The organism is Fluviirhizobium alvei (genome assembly GCF_030551875.1).
Lineage (GTDB): Bacteria > Pseudomonadota > Alphaproteobacteria > Rhizobiales > Rhizobiaceae > Rhizobium_E > Rhizobium_E alvei.
The window spans coordinates 552,378-571,475 of record NZ_JAUOZU010000006.1 but is presented as its reverse complement, the minus strand read 5'-3'; the positions used below and the strand labels follow the sequence as shown (position 1 = coordinate 571,475).

At 59.4% G+C, this 19,098-nt stretch carries 17 protein-coding genes; 7 read left to right on the top strand and 10 right to left on the bottom strand.

Features of this window, described 5'->3' with window-relative positions; translation table 11 throughout:
* Positions 1-120 precede the first annotated feature (120 nt).
* The gene (locus tag Q4481_RS09120; protein ID WP_304376026.1) at positions 121-762 is read left to right on the top strand and encodes a MarC family protein; all 642 of its coding nucleotides are present in this window, start codon (positions 121-123) and stop codon (positions 760-762) included.
* A 16-nt stretch (positions 763-778) separates the two neighbouring features.
* Here Q4481_RS09120 and Q4481_RS09115 read toward each other — a convergent pair whose 3' ends face one another.
* Both Q4481_RS09115 and Q4481_RS09110 read right to left on the bottom strand, forming a co-directional pair.
* Complete coding sequence (locus Q4481_RS09115; RefSeq protein ID WP_304376089.1) at positions 779-1,207, bottom strand: YqaA family protein; 429 nt, start codon at positions 1,205-1,207, stop codon at positions 779-781.
* Positions 1,208-1,236: 29 nt separating this feature from the next.
* A complete protein-coding gene (locus tag Q4481_RS09110; RefSeq protein WP_304376025.1) occupies positions 1,237-1,752 on the bottom strand; it encodes a single-stranded DNA-binding protein in 516 nt (171 codons plus the stop codon).
* Between the two features lie 297 nt (positions 1,753-2,049).
* Here Q4481_RS09110 and uvrA point away from each other — a divergent pair, with 297 nt between their 5' ends.
* Entirely contained in the window at positions 2,050-4,971 is a 2,922-nt protein-coding gene (uvrA, locus tag Q4481_RS09105) for an excinuclease ABC subunit UvrA (protein WP_304376024.1), read from the top strand.
* Positions 4,972-5,128: 157 nt separating this feature from the next.
* A complete protein-coding gene (locus Q4481_RS09100) occupies positions 5,129-6,772 on the top strand; it encodes a Na/Pi cotransporter family protein (protein WP_304376023.1) in 1,644 nt (547 codons plus the stop codon).
* An 18-nt stretch (positions 6,773-6,790) separates the two neighbouring features.
* Here Q4481_RS09100 and Q4481_RS09095 read toward each other — a convergent pair whose 3' ends face one another.
* Together Q4481_RS09095 and Q4481_RS09090 are read right to left on the bottom strand one after the other, a co-directional pair.
* Positions 6,791-7,675, bottom strand: coding sequence for an EamA family transporter (locus Q4481_RS09095; RefSeq protein ID WP_304376022.1), 885 nt, complete (start codon positions 7,673-7,675; stop codon positions 6,791-6,793).
* A gap of 83 nt (positions 7,676-7,758) precedes the next feature.
* Entirely contained in the window at positions 7,759-9,210 is a 1,452-nt protein-coding gene (locus Q4481_RS09090; RefSeq protein WP_304376021.1) for an NAD(P)H-hydrate dehydratase, read from the bottom strand.
* Between the two features lie 381 nt (positions 9,211-9,591).
* Between Q4481_RS09090 and Q4481_RS09085 the strand changes: the two genes are divergently transcribed.
* Both Q4481_RS09085 and glnA read left to right on the top strand, forming a co-directional pair.
* Positions 9,592-9,930 (top strand): P-II family nitrogen regulator, encoded by a 339-nt coding sequence (locus Q4481_RS09085; RefSeq protein ID WP_304376020.1) that lies wholly within the window; start codon positions 9,592-9,594, stop codon positions 9,928-9,930.
* A gap of 53 nt (positions 9,931-9,983) precedes the next feature.
* On the top strand, positions 9,984-11,393 hold the full coding sequence (gene glnA, locus Q4481_RS09080) for a type I glutamate--ammonia ligase (RefSeq protein ID WP_304376019.1): 1,410 nt from the start codon (positions 9,984-9,986) through the stop codon (positions 11,391-11,393).
* An 80-nt stretch (positions 11,394-11,473) separates the two neighbouring features.
* Here the strand turns inward: glnA and Q4481_RS09075 are convergent, their stop codons facing one another.
* Genes Q4481_RS09075 through Q4481_RS09065 form a run of 3 tightly spaced genes read right to left on the bottom strand, consistent with a single transcriptional unit; the run spans position 11,474 to position 14,275 of the window.
* Entirely contained in the window at positions 11,474-11,989 is a 516-nt protein-coding gene (locus Q4481_RS09075; protein WP_304376018.1) for a GNAT family N-acetyltransferase, read from the bottom strand.
* 7 nt (positions 11,990-11,996) lie between these two features.
* A complete protein-coding gene (locus Q4481_RS09070) occupies positions 11,997-13,034 on the bottom strand; it encodes a TAXI family TRAP transporter solute-binding subunit (protein WP_304376017.1) in 1,038 nt (345 codons plus the stop codon).
* Positions 13,035-13,051: 17 nt separating this feature from the next.
* The gene (locus tag Q4481_RS09065; protein ID WP_304376016.1) at positions 13,052-14,275 is read right to left on the bottom strand and encodes a coiled-coil domain-containing protein; all 1,224 of its coding nucleotides are present in this window, start codon (positions 14,273-14,275) and stop codon (positions 13,052-13,054) included.
* Positions 14,276-14,477: 202 nt separating this feature from the next.
* On the opposite strand from Q4481_RS09065, the gene hspQ reads away from it, so the two are divergent.
* Both hspQ and Q4481_RS09055 read left to right on the top strand, forming a co-directional pair.
* Positions 14,478-14,807, top strand: a complete 330-nt coding sequence (gene hspQ, locus Q4481_RS09060; RefSeq protein WP_304376015.1) for a heat shock protein HspQ — start codon at positions 14,478-14,480, stop codon at positions 14,805-14,807.
* Between the two features lie 113 nt (positions 14,808-14,920).
* Positions 14,921-15,862, top strand: coding sequence for a phosphoribosylaminoimidazolesuccinocarboxamide synthase (locus Q4481_RS09055; protein ID WP_304376088.1), 942 nt, complete (start codon positions 14,921-14,923; stop codon positions 15,860-15,862).
* Between the two features lie 26 nt (positions 15,863-15,888).
* Here the strand turns inward: Q4481_RS09055 and Q4481_RS09050 are convergent, their stop codons facing one another.
* From Q4481_RS09050 to metG, 3 genes are read right to left on the bottom strand one after another with little or no spacing between them, the layout of a single operon-like run.
* Complete coding sequence (locus Q4481_RS09050; protein ID WP_304376087.1) at positions 15,889-16,701, bottom strand: MBL fold metallo-hydrolase; 813 nt, start codon at positions 16,699-16,701, stop codon at positions 15,889-15,891.
* Positions 16,698-17,483, bottom strand: coding sequence for a TatD family hydrolase (locus Q4481_RS09045; protein ID WP_304376014.1), 786 nt, complete (start codon positions 17,481-17,483; stop codon positions 16,698-16,700). Before Q4481_RS09045 ends, Q4481_RS09050 begins: the two co-directional genes overlap by 4 nt.
* A gap of 5 nt (positions 17,484-17,488) precedes the next feature.
* Positions 17,489-19,033: a methionine--tRNA ligase gene (gene metG / locus Q4481_RS09040; RefSeq protein ID WP_304376013.1), complete on the bottom strand. Its 1,545-nt coding sequence runs from the start codon at positions 19,031-19,033 to the stop codon at positions 17,489-17,491.
* Positions 19,034-19,098 lie beyond the last annotated feature (65 nt).

The window sequence follows — 19,098 nt, the reverse complement described above, 5'->3', positions numbered from 1 at the left end:
AATTTTCGGGCACCTTATGAACAGTTCTTTTACCCGCAAAAGCTTGAAACCAACGGATTTCGGCACGCTTGTCGAATGCTGGCCCAGCCTCTATAGATTGTTGAACGGCAGGGGGACGCCATGGCAGGACTGGATCAGCTCATCAACGCCTTCACCACGCTTCTGGTGACCACCGATCCTCCCGGGCTGGCGCCGATCTTTCTCGGTCTGACGGCCGGCATGAACCGGGCCGAACGGCGGCAGACCGCCCTGCGCGGCACCATCATCGGCTTCTTCATCCTGGCCGTTTTCGCTGTCACCGGTGCGGGACTTCTGAGCCTGCTCGGCATCTCGCTGCCAGCCTTCCGCATCGCCGGCGGCTTGCTGCTCTTCTTCATCGGCTTCGAGATGATCTTCGAAAAGCGGCAGGACCGGAAGGAAAAGGCGTCGGAAACGGCGATTACCCGCGACCATATTCACAATCTCGCGGTCTTCCCGCTCGCCATCCCGCTGATATCCGGACCCGGGGCGATTTCCGCCACCATCCTGCTGGCCGGCAATTTTCCGGCGCCTCTGGAACGCATCCAGCTGCTCGGCGTCATCGCCGTGGTGTTTGCGATCATTTTTGCAGCGCTGGTGATTGCCGACCGGCTCGACCGCATCCTCGGCCAGACCGGGCGCGCGATCATGACGCGCTTGCTCGGCGTGCTTCTGTCCGCCCTCGCCGTCCAATTCGTGATCGATGGATTGCGGGCGACATTGACCGTCTATTCGGGACCTTAGGGACTGGGCGCCGGTCTCAGCCGACCATCATCGCCAGCACGGCATAACGGGCGAACTTGCCGACAGAAACCAGGGCCAGAAACGGCCAGAACGGTTCGCGCAGGATGCCGGCCACCACTGTCAACGGATCACCGACAATCGGAAGCCAGGCAAAAAGCAGCGACCACTTGCCGTAGCGACGATACCAGCGACCGGCGCGCGCCAGCTTTTCGGCATCGGCTGGAAACCAGGGTCGATCGCGATAATGTTCGATGCCGCGACCGAGCAACCAGTTGATCACGGAGCCGAGAATGTTCCCTGAGGACGCCACAAGCACCAGAAGCCAGACCGGATAGTCTCCGGTCAGGATCAGCCCCGCAAGAGCAGCTTCCGACTGCATCGGCAGAATGGTCGCCGCGACAAGTGACGCCAGAAACAAACCGCCATAGACGCCGATTTCAGCGATCATGGCGCGCGCTCAAGGCCGTCGGGTTCTCAGAACGGGATATCGTCATCCATGTCGCGCGAGAAAGACGGGGCCGGTGACGACGAACGACCGGACGGCTGTGCGCTGCGCGCCGGCGGCGTTCCATAATCGTCGTAACCACCCTGGTCATAACCGCCCTGCCCGCGACCGCCCGAGGCGCCGCCGCCTTCGCCGCGACCATCGAGCATGGTCAGGGTCGAGTTGAAGCCTTGCAGCACCACTTCGGTCGAATAACGATCGTTGCCGTTCTGGTCCTGCCATTTGCGGGTCTGCAGCGCGCCTTCGATATAGAGCTTGGCGCCCTTCTTCACATATTGTTCGACGACCTTGCAAAGGCCTTCGTTGAAGACAACGACCGTATGCCATTCGGTCTTTTCACGGCGTTCGCCACTGTTGCGGTCGCGCCATGTTTCGGACGTCGCAATGCGCAGATTGGCGATCGGTCGACCATCCTGCGTGCGGCGAATTTCAGGATCGGCTCCGACATTACCGATCAGAATGACCTTGTTCACGCTACCCGCCATCGTCCCATCCTCAAAAAGCGGCCACTGGCCGCGCGTCACATTCGAACCAGCCATAACGGTTCAGTCCGGTCTCTGCGCCCCCGTCCTGCCGTCATCCACAGCTTTAGTCCAACCATCGAGATTGTTCTTTATTTGTTCTATGGCTTGCGCTAGGACTTGTCAACAGAGTCGAGCCGGCAGGCCTTTGGCATTGGCGTCAGCCCTTGCCAATCCAAGGCCACAGGCACTACGTAGAAGGTATCGCACCGCACCATATCACCGGTCGGTGAACCCTGTCATCGGACGAGCTTCCATCTCATGAGCGAATTGAAGACCATTTCCATCCGCGGCGCGCGCGAACATAATCTGAAGGGCGTCGATATCGACCTGCCCCGGAACAGCCTGATCGTGATGACTGGGCTTTCGGGATCCGGCAAATCCTCGCTTGCCTTCGACACGATCTATGCCGAAGGCCAGCGTCGCTATGTTGAGAGCCTGTCTGCCTATGCGCGGCAGTTCCTCGAGATGATGCAGAAGCCGGATGTCGACCAGATCGAGGGTCTGTCGCCTGCCATTTCGATCGAGCAGAAAACGACGTCGCGCAACCCGCGCTCGACCGTCGGCACGGTCACCGAAATCCATGACTATATGCGTCTTCTCTTTGCGCGCGTCGGCATTCCCTATTCGCCGGCCACCGGGCTTCCGATCGAAAGCCAGACAGTGAGCCAGATGGTCGACCGTATCCTCGCATTCGAGGAAGGAACCCGTCTCTATATCCTGGCGCCGATGGTGCGCGGTCGCAAGGGCGAGTACAAGAAGGAACTCGCCGAACTGATGAAGAAGGGCTTCCAGCGCGTCAAGATCGACGGCAAGTTCCATGAGATCGCCGATGCGCCCGCGCTCGACAAGAAATACAAGCACGACATCGATGTCGTGGTCGATCGTATCGTCGTGCGACCCGACATGGCGGCCCGTCTCGCCGACAGTCTCGAAACCTGCCTGACACTCGCCGAAGGCCTCGCGGTCGCGGAATTCGCCGACAAGCCGTTGCCGCCGGAAGAAACGGCGGAAGGCGGCTCGGCCAACAAGAGCCTCAACGAAACGCACGAACGCATTCTCTTCTCGGAGAAGTTTGCCTGCCCGGTCTCCGGCTTCACGATCCCGGAAATCGAGCCGCGGCTCTTTTCGTTCAACAATCCGTTCGGCGCCTGCCCGACCTGCGACGGTCTCGGCAGCCAGATGAAGATCGATCCGGATCTGATCGTGCCGGAACCGGAGCGGACGTTGCGCGACGGCGCGGTGGCGCCATGGGCGAAATCGGTGTCGCCCTATTACAACCAGACGCTAGAGGCGCTCGGCAAGGCCTATGGTTTCAAGCTTTCCAACCGCTGGAGCGAGTTGAAGCCCGAAGCGCAGGAGGCCATTCTCAATGGCACCGGCGCGCGTGAAATCACCTTCAACTATGCTGATGGCGCCCGGTCCTACCAGACCACCAAGACCTTCGAAGGCGTGGTGCCCAACCTTGAGCGCCGCTGGAAAGAAACAGATAGCGCCTGGTCGCGTGAGGAAATCGAACGTTACATGAGTCAGGCCCCCTGCCCGGCCTGCTCCGGCTTCCGCCTGAAGCCGGAGGCGCTCGCGGTGAAAATTCACGGGCTGCATATCGGCGAAGTGTCGAACATGTCGATCCGGATCGCCAACGAATGGTTCAAGACGCTTCCCGACCATCTCAGCCAGAAGCAGAACGAGATTGCGGTGCGCATTCTCAAGGAAATCCGCGACCGCCTGCGCTTCCTCAACGATGTCGGCCTCGAATATCTGTCGCTATCGCGCAATTCTGGCACTTTGTCGGGCGGCGAAAGCCAGCGGATCCGACTGGCCTCGCAGATCGGATCGGGCCTGACGGGCGTGCTTTACGTTCTTGACGAACCGTCGATCGGCCTGCACCAGCGCGACAATGCGCGGCTCCTCGAAACGCTCAAGCATCTGCGCGATATCGGCAACACTGTTATCGTGGTCGAACATGACGAGGATGCGATTCTGACGTCCGACCATGTGGTCGATATCGGACCGGCGGCCGGCATCCATGGTGGCAAGGTGGTAGCAGAAGGTACCCCCGCCGATATCATGGCCAACCCGAACTCTCTGACCGGCAAATATCTCTCCGGCGAGATGGGCGTTCCGGTTCCCGCCGAGCGCCGCAAGGCCAAGAAGGGTCGCGAGATCAAGGTGATCGGCGCCCGTGCCAACAATCTCAAGAATGTCACGGCCTCGGTGCCGCTCGGCATTTTCACTGCGGTGACCGGCGTTTCGGGCGGTGGCAAATCAACCTTCCTGATCGAAACGCTTTACAAGGCCGCTGCCCGCCGCGTCATGGGCGCGCGTGAAAACCCGGCCGAACATGACCGGATCGACGGTTTCGAACATATCGACAAGGTCATCGACATCGACCAGTCGCCGATCGGACGCACGCCGCGTTCCAACCCCGCGACCTATACGGGCGCCTTTACGCCGATCCGTGACTGGTTTGCCGGCCTGCCGGAGGCCAAGGCGCGCGGCTATCAGGCCGGGCGTTTCTCATTCAACGTCAAGGGTGGCCGCTGCGAGGCCTGCCAGGGCGATGGCGTCATCAAGATCGAGATGCACTTCCTGCCGGATGTCTATGTCACCTGCGATGTCTGCCACGGAAAACGCTACAATCGCGAAACGCTCGACGTGCATTTCAAGGGCAAGTCGATTTCCGACGTGCTCGACATGACGGTCGAAGAAGGCTGCGAGTTCTTCTCGGCGGTTCCCGCAGTGCGCGACAAGCTGATTTCGCTTCGCGATGTCGGCCTCGGCTATATCAAGATCGGCCAGCAGGCCAACACGCTTTCGGGCGGCGAAGCCCAGCGCGTCAAGCTTGCCAAGGAACTGTCAAAACGCTCGACCGGCCGCACCCTCTACATTCTCGACGAGCCGACGACAGGCCTTCATTTCCACGACGTCGCGAAGCTGCTCGAAGTGCTGCACGAACTGGTCAACCAGGGCAACTCGGTCGTCGTCATCGAGCACAATCTCGAAGTGATCAAGACTGCGGACTGGATCCTCGATTTCGGACCCGAAGGTGGCGATGGTGGCGGCGAAGTGATCGCCCAGGGCACACCGGAAGAGATCGTCAAGGTCGAGCGTTCCTATACTGGCCAGTTTCTCAAGGAACTGCTGGAACGGCGGCCGGCGCGGAAGGCGGCAGCGGAATAGCGCCGCTTAAATTGTCATAAAACTGTCACATATGCCGCGATGGGAACAGTCGCGACGCAATTGTGATTGAACGCCGACTGGAAAGGTCCGATACAGTTCAAGGTGATAATTCTCAAGTTCGCGTAGCGATCTTTTCTATCCCCAGGAGGGGCAGGCCTTGAGCGGTTCGATCATTTTCATCAATCTCGCCGGCGCGGTTGCCCTGTTGCTGTGGGCAACCCGCATGGTTCGTACCGGTATCGAGCGCGCCTATGGCGAGGTGTTGCGGGAGCGGATGCGCTCGGCGCTGAGCAATCCGTTCAAGGCGGCCGTTGCCGGTTTCTTCCTGGCCATTGCATTGCAGAGCGCGACGGCAGTCGCCCTCATCGTCTCCGGCTTCACGGCCTCGGGCTACGTGGCTGCAACCATCGGCATTTCCGCCCTGCTCGGTGCCGATCTCGGTTCGGCTTTCGTCACCCGAATTCTCCGGCGCGATCTGTCGCTTCTGGTGCCGATCTTCCTGATTGCCGGAACCATCGCCTATCGCACCACCGCGCGCCGCTGGCAGGAAATGGGGCGCATCTTCTTCGGCCTCGGCCTGCTGCTTCTGTCACTGCGGCTGATCGGCGAAGCCTCGCAGCCGCTCAAGGACAGCCATGTCCTGCCGATCATCATGGGATATCTCGAGCAGGACTGGGTCACCGCCTTTGCGCTGGCGGCGCTTCTGGCCTGGCTCTTTCATTCGAGCGTGGCGACCATCCTGCTGTTGGCGTCGCTTGCCAGCCACGGTCTGGTTCCCCCGGTCCTGATCATCCCCTTCGTGCTCGGCGTCAATTTCGGCGGCGCAGTGATAGGCGCCATGCTGACGCGGGGCGATGAAAAGGCGGCTCGGATCGTGCCGCTCGGCAATGTGCTTATCCGCGGCTTCGGCATGGTCTTTGCGCTTGCGCTACAGCTCGTGTGGAAGTTCGATCTGACCGTTCATTTCGCTACGCCGGCCGATGCGATCGTCTGGCTGCATGTGGCTGCCAATGCCATCGTCATGGTTCTCGGCCTGCCCTTTGCTGGAACGGTGGCCGGATTGCTCGACAAATGGATTGCCGATCCGAAAAAGGACGATGGCGAGGAGATGACGCAACTCAGCGCGCTCAATCCATCCGATCTCACCAATCCGCCACGTGCGCTCGACAACGCTACCCGCGAAATCATCGGCATGTGCGACCGGATCGAGGTGATGCTGACACGCATCTTCGATGCCTTCCTGCATCCCGACGAGCCGCAGATGAAGCAGATCGAGCGGCTGGACGATTCGGTCGACCGCTTCAATCGCGAGATTAAACTCTATCTGGCGAAAATCGCTGCCGGCGATCTCAATGCCGATGCAGCGCGACGCCAGCAGGAACTGATCGAGGCCACCATCAATCTCGAGCAGGTCGGCGATATCATTTCGCAGAGCATGCTGATCAAGGCCCGCAAGAAGCAGGCGCGCGGCGCCAGTTTCTCCGAACAGGGCCTCAAGGAACTGACAACCATGCACCAGCGCGTGGTGCGCAATGCAAGGCTTGCCTTCAATCTCATCGTCAATCGCGATCTCGACCATGCCCGACAGTTGGTGGCCGAAAAGGAAATCGTGCGCGAAATGGTGCGCAACAGCGAGGAAAACCATATCCGGCGGCTGGGCGGCAACGTCACAAGCATCGATTCCTCGTCGATCCACATCGATACGATGCGGGATCTCAAGGAAATCAACTCGTTGCTCGTTTCGATCGCCTACCCGGTGCTGGCGCAAGCCGGCCAGTTGCGCACCAGCCGGCTCCTCTGACGTCCGTCTGTGGCGCCATCAATTTGCCGGGCTCGTCGTGCGCGAGAACCAGGCCGGATTGACGACATTGAGGATGAGGCCGATCACGATCAGGAGCGCGGCAAGGACCCGGAGTGGGCCGAACGCTTCGCCGAACACGATCGCCGAGGATGACATGCCGAAAATCGGAACCAGCAGCGAAAACGGTGCGACCGTCGCGGTTCCATAGCGCCGGATCATCGCCCCCCAGACGGCAAAGCCGAAAATGGTGGCGAAATAGGCGATATAGGCAACGGCCCCGATTCCCTGCCAGGAAAGATGCGACAGCGCCGCCATATCACGATCCCAGCCTTCGAAGGTCGCCGAAATCAGGAAGAGCGGCAGTGGCGGCACCAGACTGACCCAGACCATCAACTGTAGCATATCCACCTTGCCAGCCTTGCGCATCAGCATGTTGGAAAAGGCCCAGGCAATGGCGGCGCCAATAGCCAGGGTGAGACCCGTCAACGTGAAGCTCGCATCCACCGTCGAAGCGATGACGGCGATACCGGCAAAGGCAACCAGCATGCCGACGATCTGCAACGGGCGCGGCCGATCGCCATAGACCATCATGCCGAGAATGACAGTGAAGAAGGCCTGCGATTGCAGGAGCAGCGAGGCGAGCCCGGGGGACACGCCGATATCCATGCCGATGAAGAGCAGCGAGAACTTCACCACGCCCAGGACGAGGCCGATGCCGATGATGATCCTCAGCGGAACATCCGGTTTCCCGATGAAGAAAACGAGCGGCAAAGCGGCAAACAGGAAGCGCAATCCGGAAAAGAGCAGTGGTGGAAAACTACCGATCCCGAGCTTGATGACGACAAAATTGAAGCCCCAGACGGCCGCAACGCAAATCAAGAGAAGAATATCCAACGGCCGCATGCGCTTCTCCATTCCCTGCCCCAGGAGTCGGTTCTTTCTGGTCTATCAGGTCTGGCGAAAGGCCGTACGCGAGTTTTTCAAATTCACGTTTCAATAAAATTGATCAATCTCTCGGCTGTCAGGCCGGCGCCTGCCCTTTGTGCCGCATCGCCGTGATGCCAGACGGCGGCGCAGGCAGCCGCGAAGGCGGGATAATTCTGTGCAAGGAATGCGCCACACAAACCGGCCAGCACATCGCCCGAACCGGCGGTGGCAAGGCTCGGCGGCGCATTGATATTGATGGTCGCCCGACCTGCCGGATCGGCGATCACTGTGTCGGCTCCCTTGAGAATGACGACCGCATGGGCTCGTCGGGCAGCGTGTTGGGCGCGCTCGACTTTCGAAAGGGCTTGATTGGCAGCCAGATCCGGAAAGAGGCGCGAAAATTCTCCGTCGTGCGGGGTCAGGATCAGCCGCGTCTCGCCCAAGGCGAAGGCATCGAACAGATCCTCAGGTCGATCCCGGAAGGAGGTGATCGCATCGGCATCGAGAACCAGCCTGCGCGTCGCAAGCGCCAGCGCAAAGTCGCGAGCCTTGTCGCCAACACCGAAGCCCGGCCCGAGAATGAAGGTCTGCAGGCGCTTGTCTTCGAGAAGCTGCGCAAGATCGTTTTGATCATCCACCTCCCTTAGCATGATCGCCGTCATATGGTTGGCATTGACTGCCATGGCCTCGGTCGGGGCCGCGATGGTGACGAGCCCGGCGCCAGCCCGTAATGCCGCAGCGGCAGCGAGCCTCGCTGCCCCCGACTGGCTCGCGCCGCCGGAAAAAACTGTCAGCGCGCCGTGACTGTACTTGTGGGTATCGGCCGCGCGCGGCCCCGAATAGATTTGCCAAACCGCCGGATGGTTGATGCCGGTCGACGACGCAAATCTCTCCAGCAGGCGCAGCGGCGTTCCGATATCGATCACCTCCAGACGACCGCTATGGATCCGGCCCGGAAGCAGCATCTGACCGATCTTCGGCGCCATGAAAGTCACCGTCAGATCGGCATGAAGGGCGCCCGCCAGAATACGACCGGTGCGGCCACAGACGCCACTGGCAATATCGACCGCGATGACGGGCAGGCCAGCGGATTGGACCTTGTCGATACAGGCGATCAGGGACGCCGGCAGGCCACGGGTCAATCCGGCCCCAAAGACCGCATCGATCACCACATCGCCTTTCATGGGGACATATTCTTCAAGCTTTTGAACCGGACACGCGCATTCGGCCGCCGCCCTTTTCGCATCGTCAGTGGTCGGCTGACCGTCAAACAGCCGGAAAAGCGCCACCGTCGCACCGGCCTCGATAAGGGCTTTGGCGGCAACATAACCATCGCCGCCATTGTTGCCGGGACCGACCAGCACGACATAACGCAGAGCACCGGGATAATCCCGCAGGGCGGCCGCCGACACCGCCCTGCCCGCTACATTCATCAGGGCAAAGCCCGGAATGCCGGAGGTGATACAGGCGGAATCAATCTTGGCGACAGCGTCCGGTTCGATGAGAAGCATTTTTCAGCCTTTGCCCTTATTTTAATCAAATCAGCAAGATGCCCAAACATATACCAGCTGCAAGGATGCCTCACCAAGGGCATTCGTCGCCCAGTAATGGTGATATTTTGTGCATATGCAATTATTTTGACCTCGCCATTTCCTTCGCCCGACCGGCGTTTTACGTCCCCTCAACCAAACGCGCGACTGCGGCAAAAAAGTTCGGCTTTCTCTCACGAACATACTGGTTTTTTGTCGGAATTTGCGCATGATCGCAAATGTCGCGCGGTTTCTGTTGGCAAAAAACAGAGTTTGCAGCCGGAGTCTGGCACATATTGTGCATGAATCACGCGGGGCGGGCTAGACCCGCTTAACGGGAGAGAAGCAGAGAGATATTTTCTCATGAAAAAGATCGAGGCGATCATCAAGCCGTTCAAACTTGATGAAGTGAAGGAAGCCCTTCAGGAAGTCGGATTGCAGGGTATCACCGTCACCGAAGCTAAGGGTTTCGGTCGTCAGAAAGGCCATACGGAACTCTACAGGGGTGCCGAATATGTGGTCGATTTTCTGCCGAAGGTGAAGGTGGAAGTCGTGCTCGCGGACGAAAATGTCGAGCGCGTCATCGATGCGATCCGCACCGCAGCACAAACTGGCCGTATTGGTGATGGAAAGATCTTCGTGTCGAATGTCGAGGAAGTCGTTCGCATTCGCACGGGTGAAACCGGCGTCGACGCCATCTAAACGCCCCGCCGCAAGTGCGGGGTGAAATCGTCATAACATTAGGGAAGAAACACATGGCGACCGTTAAAGAAATCATGAAGCAGATCAAGGATAACGACGTGAAATTCGTCGACCTTCGCTTCACCGATCCCAAGGGCAAGCTCCAGCACGTGACGATGGACGTCGTAGCTGTGGACGAGGACATGTTTGCCGATGGCGTCATGTTCGACGGCTCTTCGATCGCTGGCTGGAAGGCCATCAACGAATCCGACATGGTGCTGATGCCCGATCCGGCAACCGTCCATATGGATCCGTTCTTCGCTCAGTCGACCATGGTGATCATGTGCGACATTCTCGATCCGGTCTCCGGCGAGGCCTATAACCGCGACCCGCGCGGCACTGCCAAGAAGGCCGAAGCCTACCTGAAGGCCTCGGGCATCGGTGATACGATCTTCGTCGGCCCGGAAGCTGAATTCTTCGTCTTCGATGACGTCAAGTATAAGGCCGACCCCTACAACACCGGTTTCAAGCTCGATTCGTCGGAACTGCCCTCGAACGACGACACCGATTACGATTCCGGCAACCTGGGTCACCGTCCGCGCGTCAAGGGCGGCTATTTCCCGGTTCCGCCGATCGACAGCCTGCAGGACATGCGTTCGGAAATGTTGACCGTGCTTTCCGAAATGGGCGTGGTCGTTGAAAAGCACCACCACGAAGTGGCTGCTGCCCAGCACGAACTCGGCATCAAGTTCGACGCACTCGTGCGCAACGCCGACAAGATGCAGATCTACAAGTATGTCGTCCATCAGGTCGCCAACGCCTATGGCAAGACGGCAACCTTCATGCCGAAGCCGATCTTCGGCGACAACGGCTCGGGCATGCACGTGCACATGTCGATCTGGAAAGATGGCAAGCCGACCTTCGCCGGCGACGAATATGCCGGCCTGTCGGAAAACTGCCTCTTTTTCATCGGCGGCATCATCAAGCACGCCAAGGCACTGAACGCTTTCACCAACCCGTCGACCAACTCCTACAAGCGTCTGGTCCCGGGTTATGAAGCACCGGTTCTGCTCGCCTACTCGGCCCGCAACCGTTCGGCATCCTGCCGCATTCCGTTCGGCTCGAACCCGAAGGCCAAGCGCGTCGAAGTCCGCTTCCCGGATCCGACCGCCAACCCGTACCTCGCCTTTGCCGCCATGCTGATGGCCGGCCTCGACGGTATCAAGAACAAGATCCATCCGGGCAAGGCCATGGACAAGGATCTCTACGACCTGCCGCCGAAGGAACTCAAGAAGATCCCGACCGTCTCCGGCTCGCTGCGCGAAGCGCTCGACAGCCTCGACAAGGATCGCAAGTTCCTGACCGCTGGCGGCGTGTTCGACGACGACCAGATCGACAGCTTCATCGAATTGAAGATGGCGGAAGTGATGCGTTTCGAAATGACGCCGCATCCGGTCGAGTACGACATGTACTATTCGGTCTGATCGCCAGGCCTTAAATGAAAGAGCCCGCCGGACTGGTTTCCGGCGGGCTTTTTGCTGGGCGACGGTTGCCCGAAATCATGTCACTTGTGGCGGTAGACGAAACAGGGATCCTGGTTGGGCGTCAGGGCTTCCGGATCCCGCCGCGCGCCCAATCGTTTGGCCAGCGCGATCGATCGCCGATTGGGCTGATCGATATACGAGACCAGCCTTTCGACCCGGGCAGCTTCCAGTGCAAAACGGCGGGCAACCACGGCCGCCTCATAGGCGAATCCGCGCCCCTCGAAGCCGTCAAACACCAACCAGCCAAGTTCGATCTCGGGATAATGGGGCGGCTGGTGGATTGCGACTTCTCCCGCCAGGAGACCGGTTGCCCTCTCCTCGACAGCCCAGCCGCCAAAGCCGCGCAGCGGCCAGTGACCGATGCAGCTCATGAAACCATCCCAGACTTTCGCCGGCGGCAGACGGCCGCCGATAAAGGCGGCGCGATCCGTGTCATAGAGCGCCACCAGAGCCAGAAAGTCCTCCATACGGTAGGGCCGCAGACGCAGGCGATCTGTGACAATCTCAGGGGCAACCTGATGAAGCACCTTCGTCATCCGTCCATCAGTTCTTCTTCAGCCGCTCCTTGAGCAGCTTCAGATAGTCATCATTCTCGCCGCCCTCGTCAGACACAGGCGCCTCGGCCTTCGCCGTGCAGGCTGGCTTGTAATCGGCCGCCATGCCCTCCTTGACGCAGACGCCGACCTTCCAGCCGGGCGGCAGCGCCGTCAGATCCACCGTCTTCCATTTCGGATGGCCGGTTGACTGCAGCTTGTCGAGATTGTTGAGGATGAGGCTGGAGAAATCCGCCACCGCACGGCAGCTGTCGCGATGATAGGCATTGCGCTTCTTGTCGTAATCATAGGTCATGAGCACGGCCTTGACCGATACGACATCGACAGGCTCTTTCTGGAAAGAATAGGTGCCGGCATCGATCTTGCCGGGAATGTAGGTCGCCATGAGCGGCGCCTCCTTCATCGGCAGGAGATGCAGTTTGGTGCCATCGATGCTTGTGCTTTCGAACAGGGAAGCCGGGGCGCCGGCGACATAGAAGAGCGCATCGATTTCACCGGACTGCAATTTCGGAAGTGCTGCGTCCGGCGCGATCGTTTCGCGGACCACATCCTTGATCTGGAGAATGTCGAGAATCAGCGTCGCAGTGAGGTAGGTACCGCTGTCCTTAACGCCGATCGCAACCTTCTTGCCGGCAAGATCCTCGAGCTTCGAAATCTCGGTCTTGGCGAGAACATGAACTTCCTCGTTATAGAGCGGGAACATGATCCGCACGCCCTTCACGGCCTGCTGCACATCGGCATCATTGGCTTCGAAGGTCTTGAGATATTCGAGAACGTCGTTCTGGACGATGCCGAACTGGGTGTTCTTGCGGTTGCGGACACCGAGGAAATTCTCAAGCGAACCGGCACTTTCGACTACATTGAGGGTCTGACCGCATTCAACGCCGAGCGCGGCAATGTCGCGCCCGATCTTGATATAGGTGCCCTTGGCACCACCGGTCATGATGTTCTTTTCGAGTTCCGCTGCCGGTGCGGTTGCAGCAACCGAAAGGATGAAGGCTGCGGCCAGGGCCAGTGTCTTGAACATGTTTTCCTCCAGTCGGTTCAGCAATCGCTGTCGAGATCGCGCATCAGGCTGATCAGCGCCAAGGGCGGAACCTGTTTGTAAACCAGTTTAAGCGAGTCGGTCACGCAGCCGCCCCGTTCGAGCCCGTCGCGCAACTTGGCCTGCTTTGCGTCCGAAAGGCGTGAAAAACCGGGCATGCGGTTGAGTGCACCATCGACTGCATCAGGCTCGCGCGGGCCGGCTACGACCGGGTTGTCCTTCGGCTCGTCATTCTTCGGCTCGTCAGTCTTCGTATCATCGTTGGGCGACACGAGGGGGCGATCCAGCCGGTCGATCTGCGCCTGCAGGTCGGCATTGGTCGCCTTGAGCTTCTTGATCTGCGCATTGAGCGCGGCAATCTCGTCGTTTTGCGCCTTCAGATCCTGGCGGCTCTTCGCGAGCTGGCCTTCGAGCGCGTTTGCCTCGCGGTCTCGGTCCTTGAAGCGATCACTGAGCGAGATCACCTGCCGCTTGAGATCGGCGATTTCCTGTGTCAGGCGCCCCGCCTCGTCCGATCCGCTTTCGGCCCGGCGTAGTTTCGCCTCGAGTTCGGCGACTGTCTTTTCCAATGAGGCGATGCGGCGCTGCGCCTCACGATCCGCATCCTCGGTGCGGGTTGAGAGCTGCTCCTTCAGCGTTGCGATCTGGTCCTCAAGGACAGGAATCGTCTTTAGCCGTACGCGCGCATCGGCAAGGGCCTTTTCGAGCTCGGCATTGCGGGCAGCCAGCGCATCGCCGCTTGCCCTGCCCTCTCTGAGATCATCAATGCTGCGCTGCTGGGCCGCGATCTCCTTTTCGAGATCGATGATCTGCAGTTCCGACACTTTCAGCGATTTCCGCAACCGGGTCAGTTCGCTGCTCGTATCTCCAGCTTCGTCGAGCGTTTTCTGCAGCGCTTCGATCTCGGCCTGAAGCGAGGCCTTGCTGTCGTTTGCTGCGATAAGATCGGCTTCAAGGCCGGAGATCTTGTCTTCCAGCGCTTTCTGATTGCCGTCACTGTTCTGGCTGTCGAACTTGAGTTCGGAAAGCGTCTGCTGCAATTCGGCGATCCTCGCATCCCGAGCGGCAAGCTCGGAACTCGAGCCACTGCCGAGGAAGCGGGTCGCGCCATAGCCGGCACCGAGACCGACCGCCAGCATCACGACCGAAAGGATGATTGGCCCGGCCGACGATCCTTTTGACGACGTCGCCAGATTGCCGTCCCTACCCCACTGATTGACCACAGAAACTCCTCGTGTCGCTTGTTCGCTGCTATAAATAGGATTTAGCAGCGAAATTGCACCGCATGGCTTCGATGTTCAATCGTATTTGCGCGCAATTGGCAAAAAAGCCGCACTTGGGGGAGACAAACAACGCATCAGTCCGCCCGATTGCTTGATTATGATCAAGGTCGCACCAATATGTTAACAGAAGCGAGGTGTAGACATGCGTGAACGACAGGCGAAATTTCAGATCGGACAGGTGGTACGTCATCGGATCTTCCCGTTCAGAGGTGTGATCTTCGATGTCGATCCCGAATTTGCAAATTCGGAAGAATGGTGGAATTCGATCCCCGCCGAGGTGCGGCCATCCAAGGACCAGCCCTTCTACCATCTCTATGCAGAGAATGATGAAAGCGCCTATGTCGCCTATGTATCGGAGCAAAATCTCGAACCGGACGAGAGCGGCGATCCGATGAAGCACCCCGCCGTTGCCGAGAAATTCAGCCCCGAAGGCAAAGGGCGCTATCGCCCGAAGGCTTTGCCGGTTCACTGAGGCGGCACGATTGCCGGGGATTGCGCCCGGCAGGCAAAGCTTTCCCTTGACCTTTCGGATATTGGCTGGTTTACCCGCCTCAACCGATCATAGGGGTGTGCGCGATGCCGAGCCTGCCAGTTCTCTCCGATGCCTACATTGCCGAATTGCCGAACTATTACAAAGGCAAGGTGCGTGACAACTACGACCTTCCGGATGGCAGCCGCATCATCATCGCCAGCGACAGGCTCTCGGCCTTCGATCGCGTACTCACCGCCATTCCCTTCAAGGGGCAGGTCCTGACGCAGACGGCACGCTTCTGGTTCGAAAACACCCGCGACATCTGCCCCAATCATGTGATTTCCTATCCCCATCCCAATGTCGTGATCGGCAAGCGGCTGGAAATCCTTCCCGTCGAAATCGTCGTCCGCGGCTATCTCGCCGGCACCACCTCGACCTCGATCCTGACCAAATACAAGACCGGCGAACGGACCATGTATGGCATCACCCTGCCAGACGGGATGGTCGACAACCAGGCCCTGCCGGAACCGATCATCACGCCGACGACGAAGGCCTTCGACGGCGGCCATGATGAACCACTGTCGGGTGCCGAAATCCTCGAAAAGGAGCTTCTGACGGAAAGCCAGTGGCAGACCGTTTCCACCTACGCCCTCGCTCTCTTCAAGCGCGGCCAGGAGATTGCGTCGGCCAACGGTCTGATCCTTGCCGATACCAAATACGAATTCGGCACAGATGAGAACGGCACCATCATTCTAGCTGACGAGATCCATACGCCGGATTCGAGCCGCTTCTGGTTTGCCGAGAGCTATGAGCAGGCGATGGCGACCGGATCGCGTCCGAAAAGCTTCGACAAGGATTTCATCCGCGCCTGGGTGGCCGAGCGTTGCGATCCCTACAAAGATGAGATTCCGGTAATCCCGGATGAACTGGTTCGCCAGGCATCGGACATCTATATCCAGGCCTATGAGATGATCACCGGCAAGAGTTTTACGCCGGACCGCTCGCCTGAGCCGCTCAAGGCCATTCGCGAAGCACTGATGCCCTATTTCACCTAAATGGCATCCAGGAAGGATAATCGCCATCAGAGCGTAAATTCTAGCGCCATGCCGTCATAGGCCGGTTCGATATGATCCGGCGTCTCGTTGAGAACGGCTTCGTAATCGAGCGGGATGTGCATGTGGGTGAGGATGGCGCGCTTTGGTGCAATTCTCTCGATCCAGCCCAGAGCCTGTTCCAGCGACAGATGGCTCGGATGACGGCGATATTGCAGGCAATCAATTACCAGCACATCCAGCCCGCTCAGCTGCGCCACGCTTTCTGCAGGAAAATCGCTGACATCGGTACAATAGGCAAAGTCGCCGATCCGATAGCCGATCGAATGGCTGTCTCCATGCTGCTGCATCAGCGGCAGGAAGGGAATGGCGCCGCCCGGTCCCTCGACCTCGAATAGCTGTCCGATCTCGGGAATGGTGTAGGCGCGGGCGATCGGCGGATAATTGCTGCCGACCGGCGTTTCGAAACAATAACGGAACCCTTCGAGAACCCGCTCCATCGTCACCGCGTCGGCCCAGACCGGCATCCTATGCTGGTTCTTGTAGACATAGGCGCGAATATCGTCGATGCCATGCAGATGGTCGGCATGGGCATGGGTCAACACGACCCCATGCAAATCCGATACGCCCACCGCCACCATCTGGCTGCGGAAATCGGGGCCGGTATCGACGACGACGACGGTTTTCTGACCATCATCGGCCGTCTGCTCTACCAGCATCGCTGCCCGCGTGCGGCGGTTTTTCGGGTTGGCCGGATCGCAGGCGCCCCAGTCTCCCGTAATCCGGGGCACGCCCGGCGAAGAGGCGCAGCCGAGAATGGTAAAGCGCCGCGTCACCATCAGGCCACCAGTCGGGGCATTCTCGAAAAGCACCGGAAGGCGTTTTCGGTTGTGATCTCGGCAATTTCGGCGAGGCTGACGCCCATCGTGTCGGCGAGAAACTCCGCCGTATTGGTGACGTAGGACGGCTCGTTCCTTTTGCCGCGCCATTTCTTCGGTGCAAGATAGGGTGCATCGGTTTCGACCAGAAGTCGATCACGCGGAACATCCCGCGCGATTGCCCGGATATCTTCCGATTTCGGGAAGGTCAGGATGCCCGAGAACGAGACGTAGCCGCCAAGTTCGACCCCGGTGCGCGCCAGATCTGCGCCCGAGGAGAAGCAGTGCAAAAGGAACGGAAAGGCTCCCTTTTCATGCTCGTCGCGCAGGATTGCAGCCATATCGTCATCGGCCGCGCGCGAATGGATGACGAGCGGCAGGCCGGTGATGCGGGCGGCCGCAACATGCCGGCGCAGCCCCCTCGCCTGTTCTTCCGGCGTGGCATAGTCGTAGAAATAGTCGAGACCGGCTTCGCCGATCGCGACGCATTTCTCATATTCAGCGAGTTTCACGAGTTCTTCGGTCTCGATGTCCGGCTCTTCGTGGGCGCTGTTCGGGTGCGTGCCAACCGAGCAGAAAACTTCCGGGTAGGCTTCCGCAACGGCCCGAATCCGGTCGAATTTGCGAACCCTGGTGCAGATGGTGATCATCTGGCGGACACCGGCATCGATGGCCCGCTTGACGATCTCATCGCGCTCCGGCTCGAAATCGGGAAAATCGAGATGGCAATGGGTATCGATCAACATGCCGCTTACTGTTCCTTGGGCGGGAAATATTTCGGGAACACCGGCACCGGCTTGTCGAGCGGCGTGCCTGATACCAGCCGGCCTGCTTCGCCGAGCGAAGCAAAACTGCGGGCATCCGCTGCAATCGCCAGAAGGTCGAGCATCTTGTCCGCCGAAGCCGGCACGTAAGGCTGCAACAGGATGGCGATCTGGCGGACCACTTCTGCCGTAACGTAAAGCACCGTCGCCATGCGATCGAGATCCGATTTTGCCAAGACCCAGGGAGCCTGGGCGGCGAAATAGCCGTTCGCCTCGGAACTCAGGGCAAAGACGGCGCTGACAGACTTGTGGATCTGCTGACGGGCCATTTCCTCGCGGCAGGTTTCCACGGTCCGGTCGGCAAGAGCGAGCAACGCCTTGTCGTCATCGGTCAACGGACCCGGGGCCGGGATCTTGCCGTCGCAGTTCTTGACGATCATCGACAGCGAGCGCTGGGCGAGATTGCCGATATTGTCGGCGAGATCGGCATTGATGCGGTTGGCAATCGCCTCCTCGCTATAGGAACCGTCCTGGCCGAACGAGACTTCACGCAGGAAGAAATGGCGCACCTGGTCACAACCAAAATGATCGACGAGGGCGAAAGGATCGACGACATTGCCGACCGACTTCGACATTTTCTCGCCCTTGTTGAGCAGGAAGCCATGCGCATAGACGCGCTTCGGCAAGGCCAGCCCCGCCGACATCAGGAACGCCGGCCAATAGACGGCGTGGAAGCGAATGATGTCCTTGCCGATGATATGCGTCGCCGGCCAGAACTTCCAGCGCGCGCTCGTCTCGTCGGGATAGCCCGCGGCAGTGATATAGTTGGTCAGTGCATCGACCCAGACATACATGACGTGCTTCGGGTCGCCCGGCACCGGAATGCCCCAATCGAAGGTGGTGCGCGAAACCGAAAGATCCTTCAGGCCTGATTTGACGAAGGAGACGACTTCGTTGCGCCGCTCGTCGGGACCAATGAAATCGGGATGCGCCTCGTAATAATCGAGAAGCTTCTGCTCATAGGCGGACAGGCGGAAGAAGTAGCTTTCTTCCTCGACCCATTCGACCGGCGTGCCCTGCGGTCCGTAACGGGTGCCGTCGCGCACTTCCGTCTCGCCTTCCTGATAGTAGGCTTCGTCGCGCACGGAGTACCAGCCGGAATAGCTGTCCTTGTAAATATCGCCCGCGTCGACCATCCGCGTCCAGATATGCTGGACCGAGGCATAATGGCGCGGTTCCGTCGTGCGGATGAAATCGTCGTTCGAGCTGTTGAGCGCCTCTGCCATGCGCTGGAATTCGCCCGAGTTGCGGTCGGCCAGTTCCCGCGGCGTGATTCCCTCGTTGCGCGCCGTCTGCATCATTTTCTGTCCGTGCTCGTCGGTACCGGTGACAAAGAGCACTTCGCGGCCGTCAAGCCGCTGGAATCGCGCCATGGCATCGGTTGCCAGAAGCTCGTAGGCGTGGCCGATATGCGGCTTGCCATTCGGATAGGAAATCGCAGTGGTGATGTAGAAGGACGAATTGTCTTTCATGGAGGGAAAGCCTCTCATAGATACGGTCTTGTGCGGGCTTCTAACCCATGTTGTCTCCGGGGGAA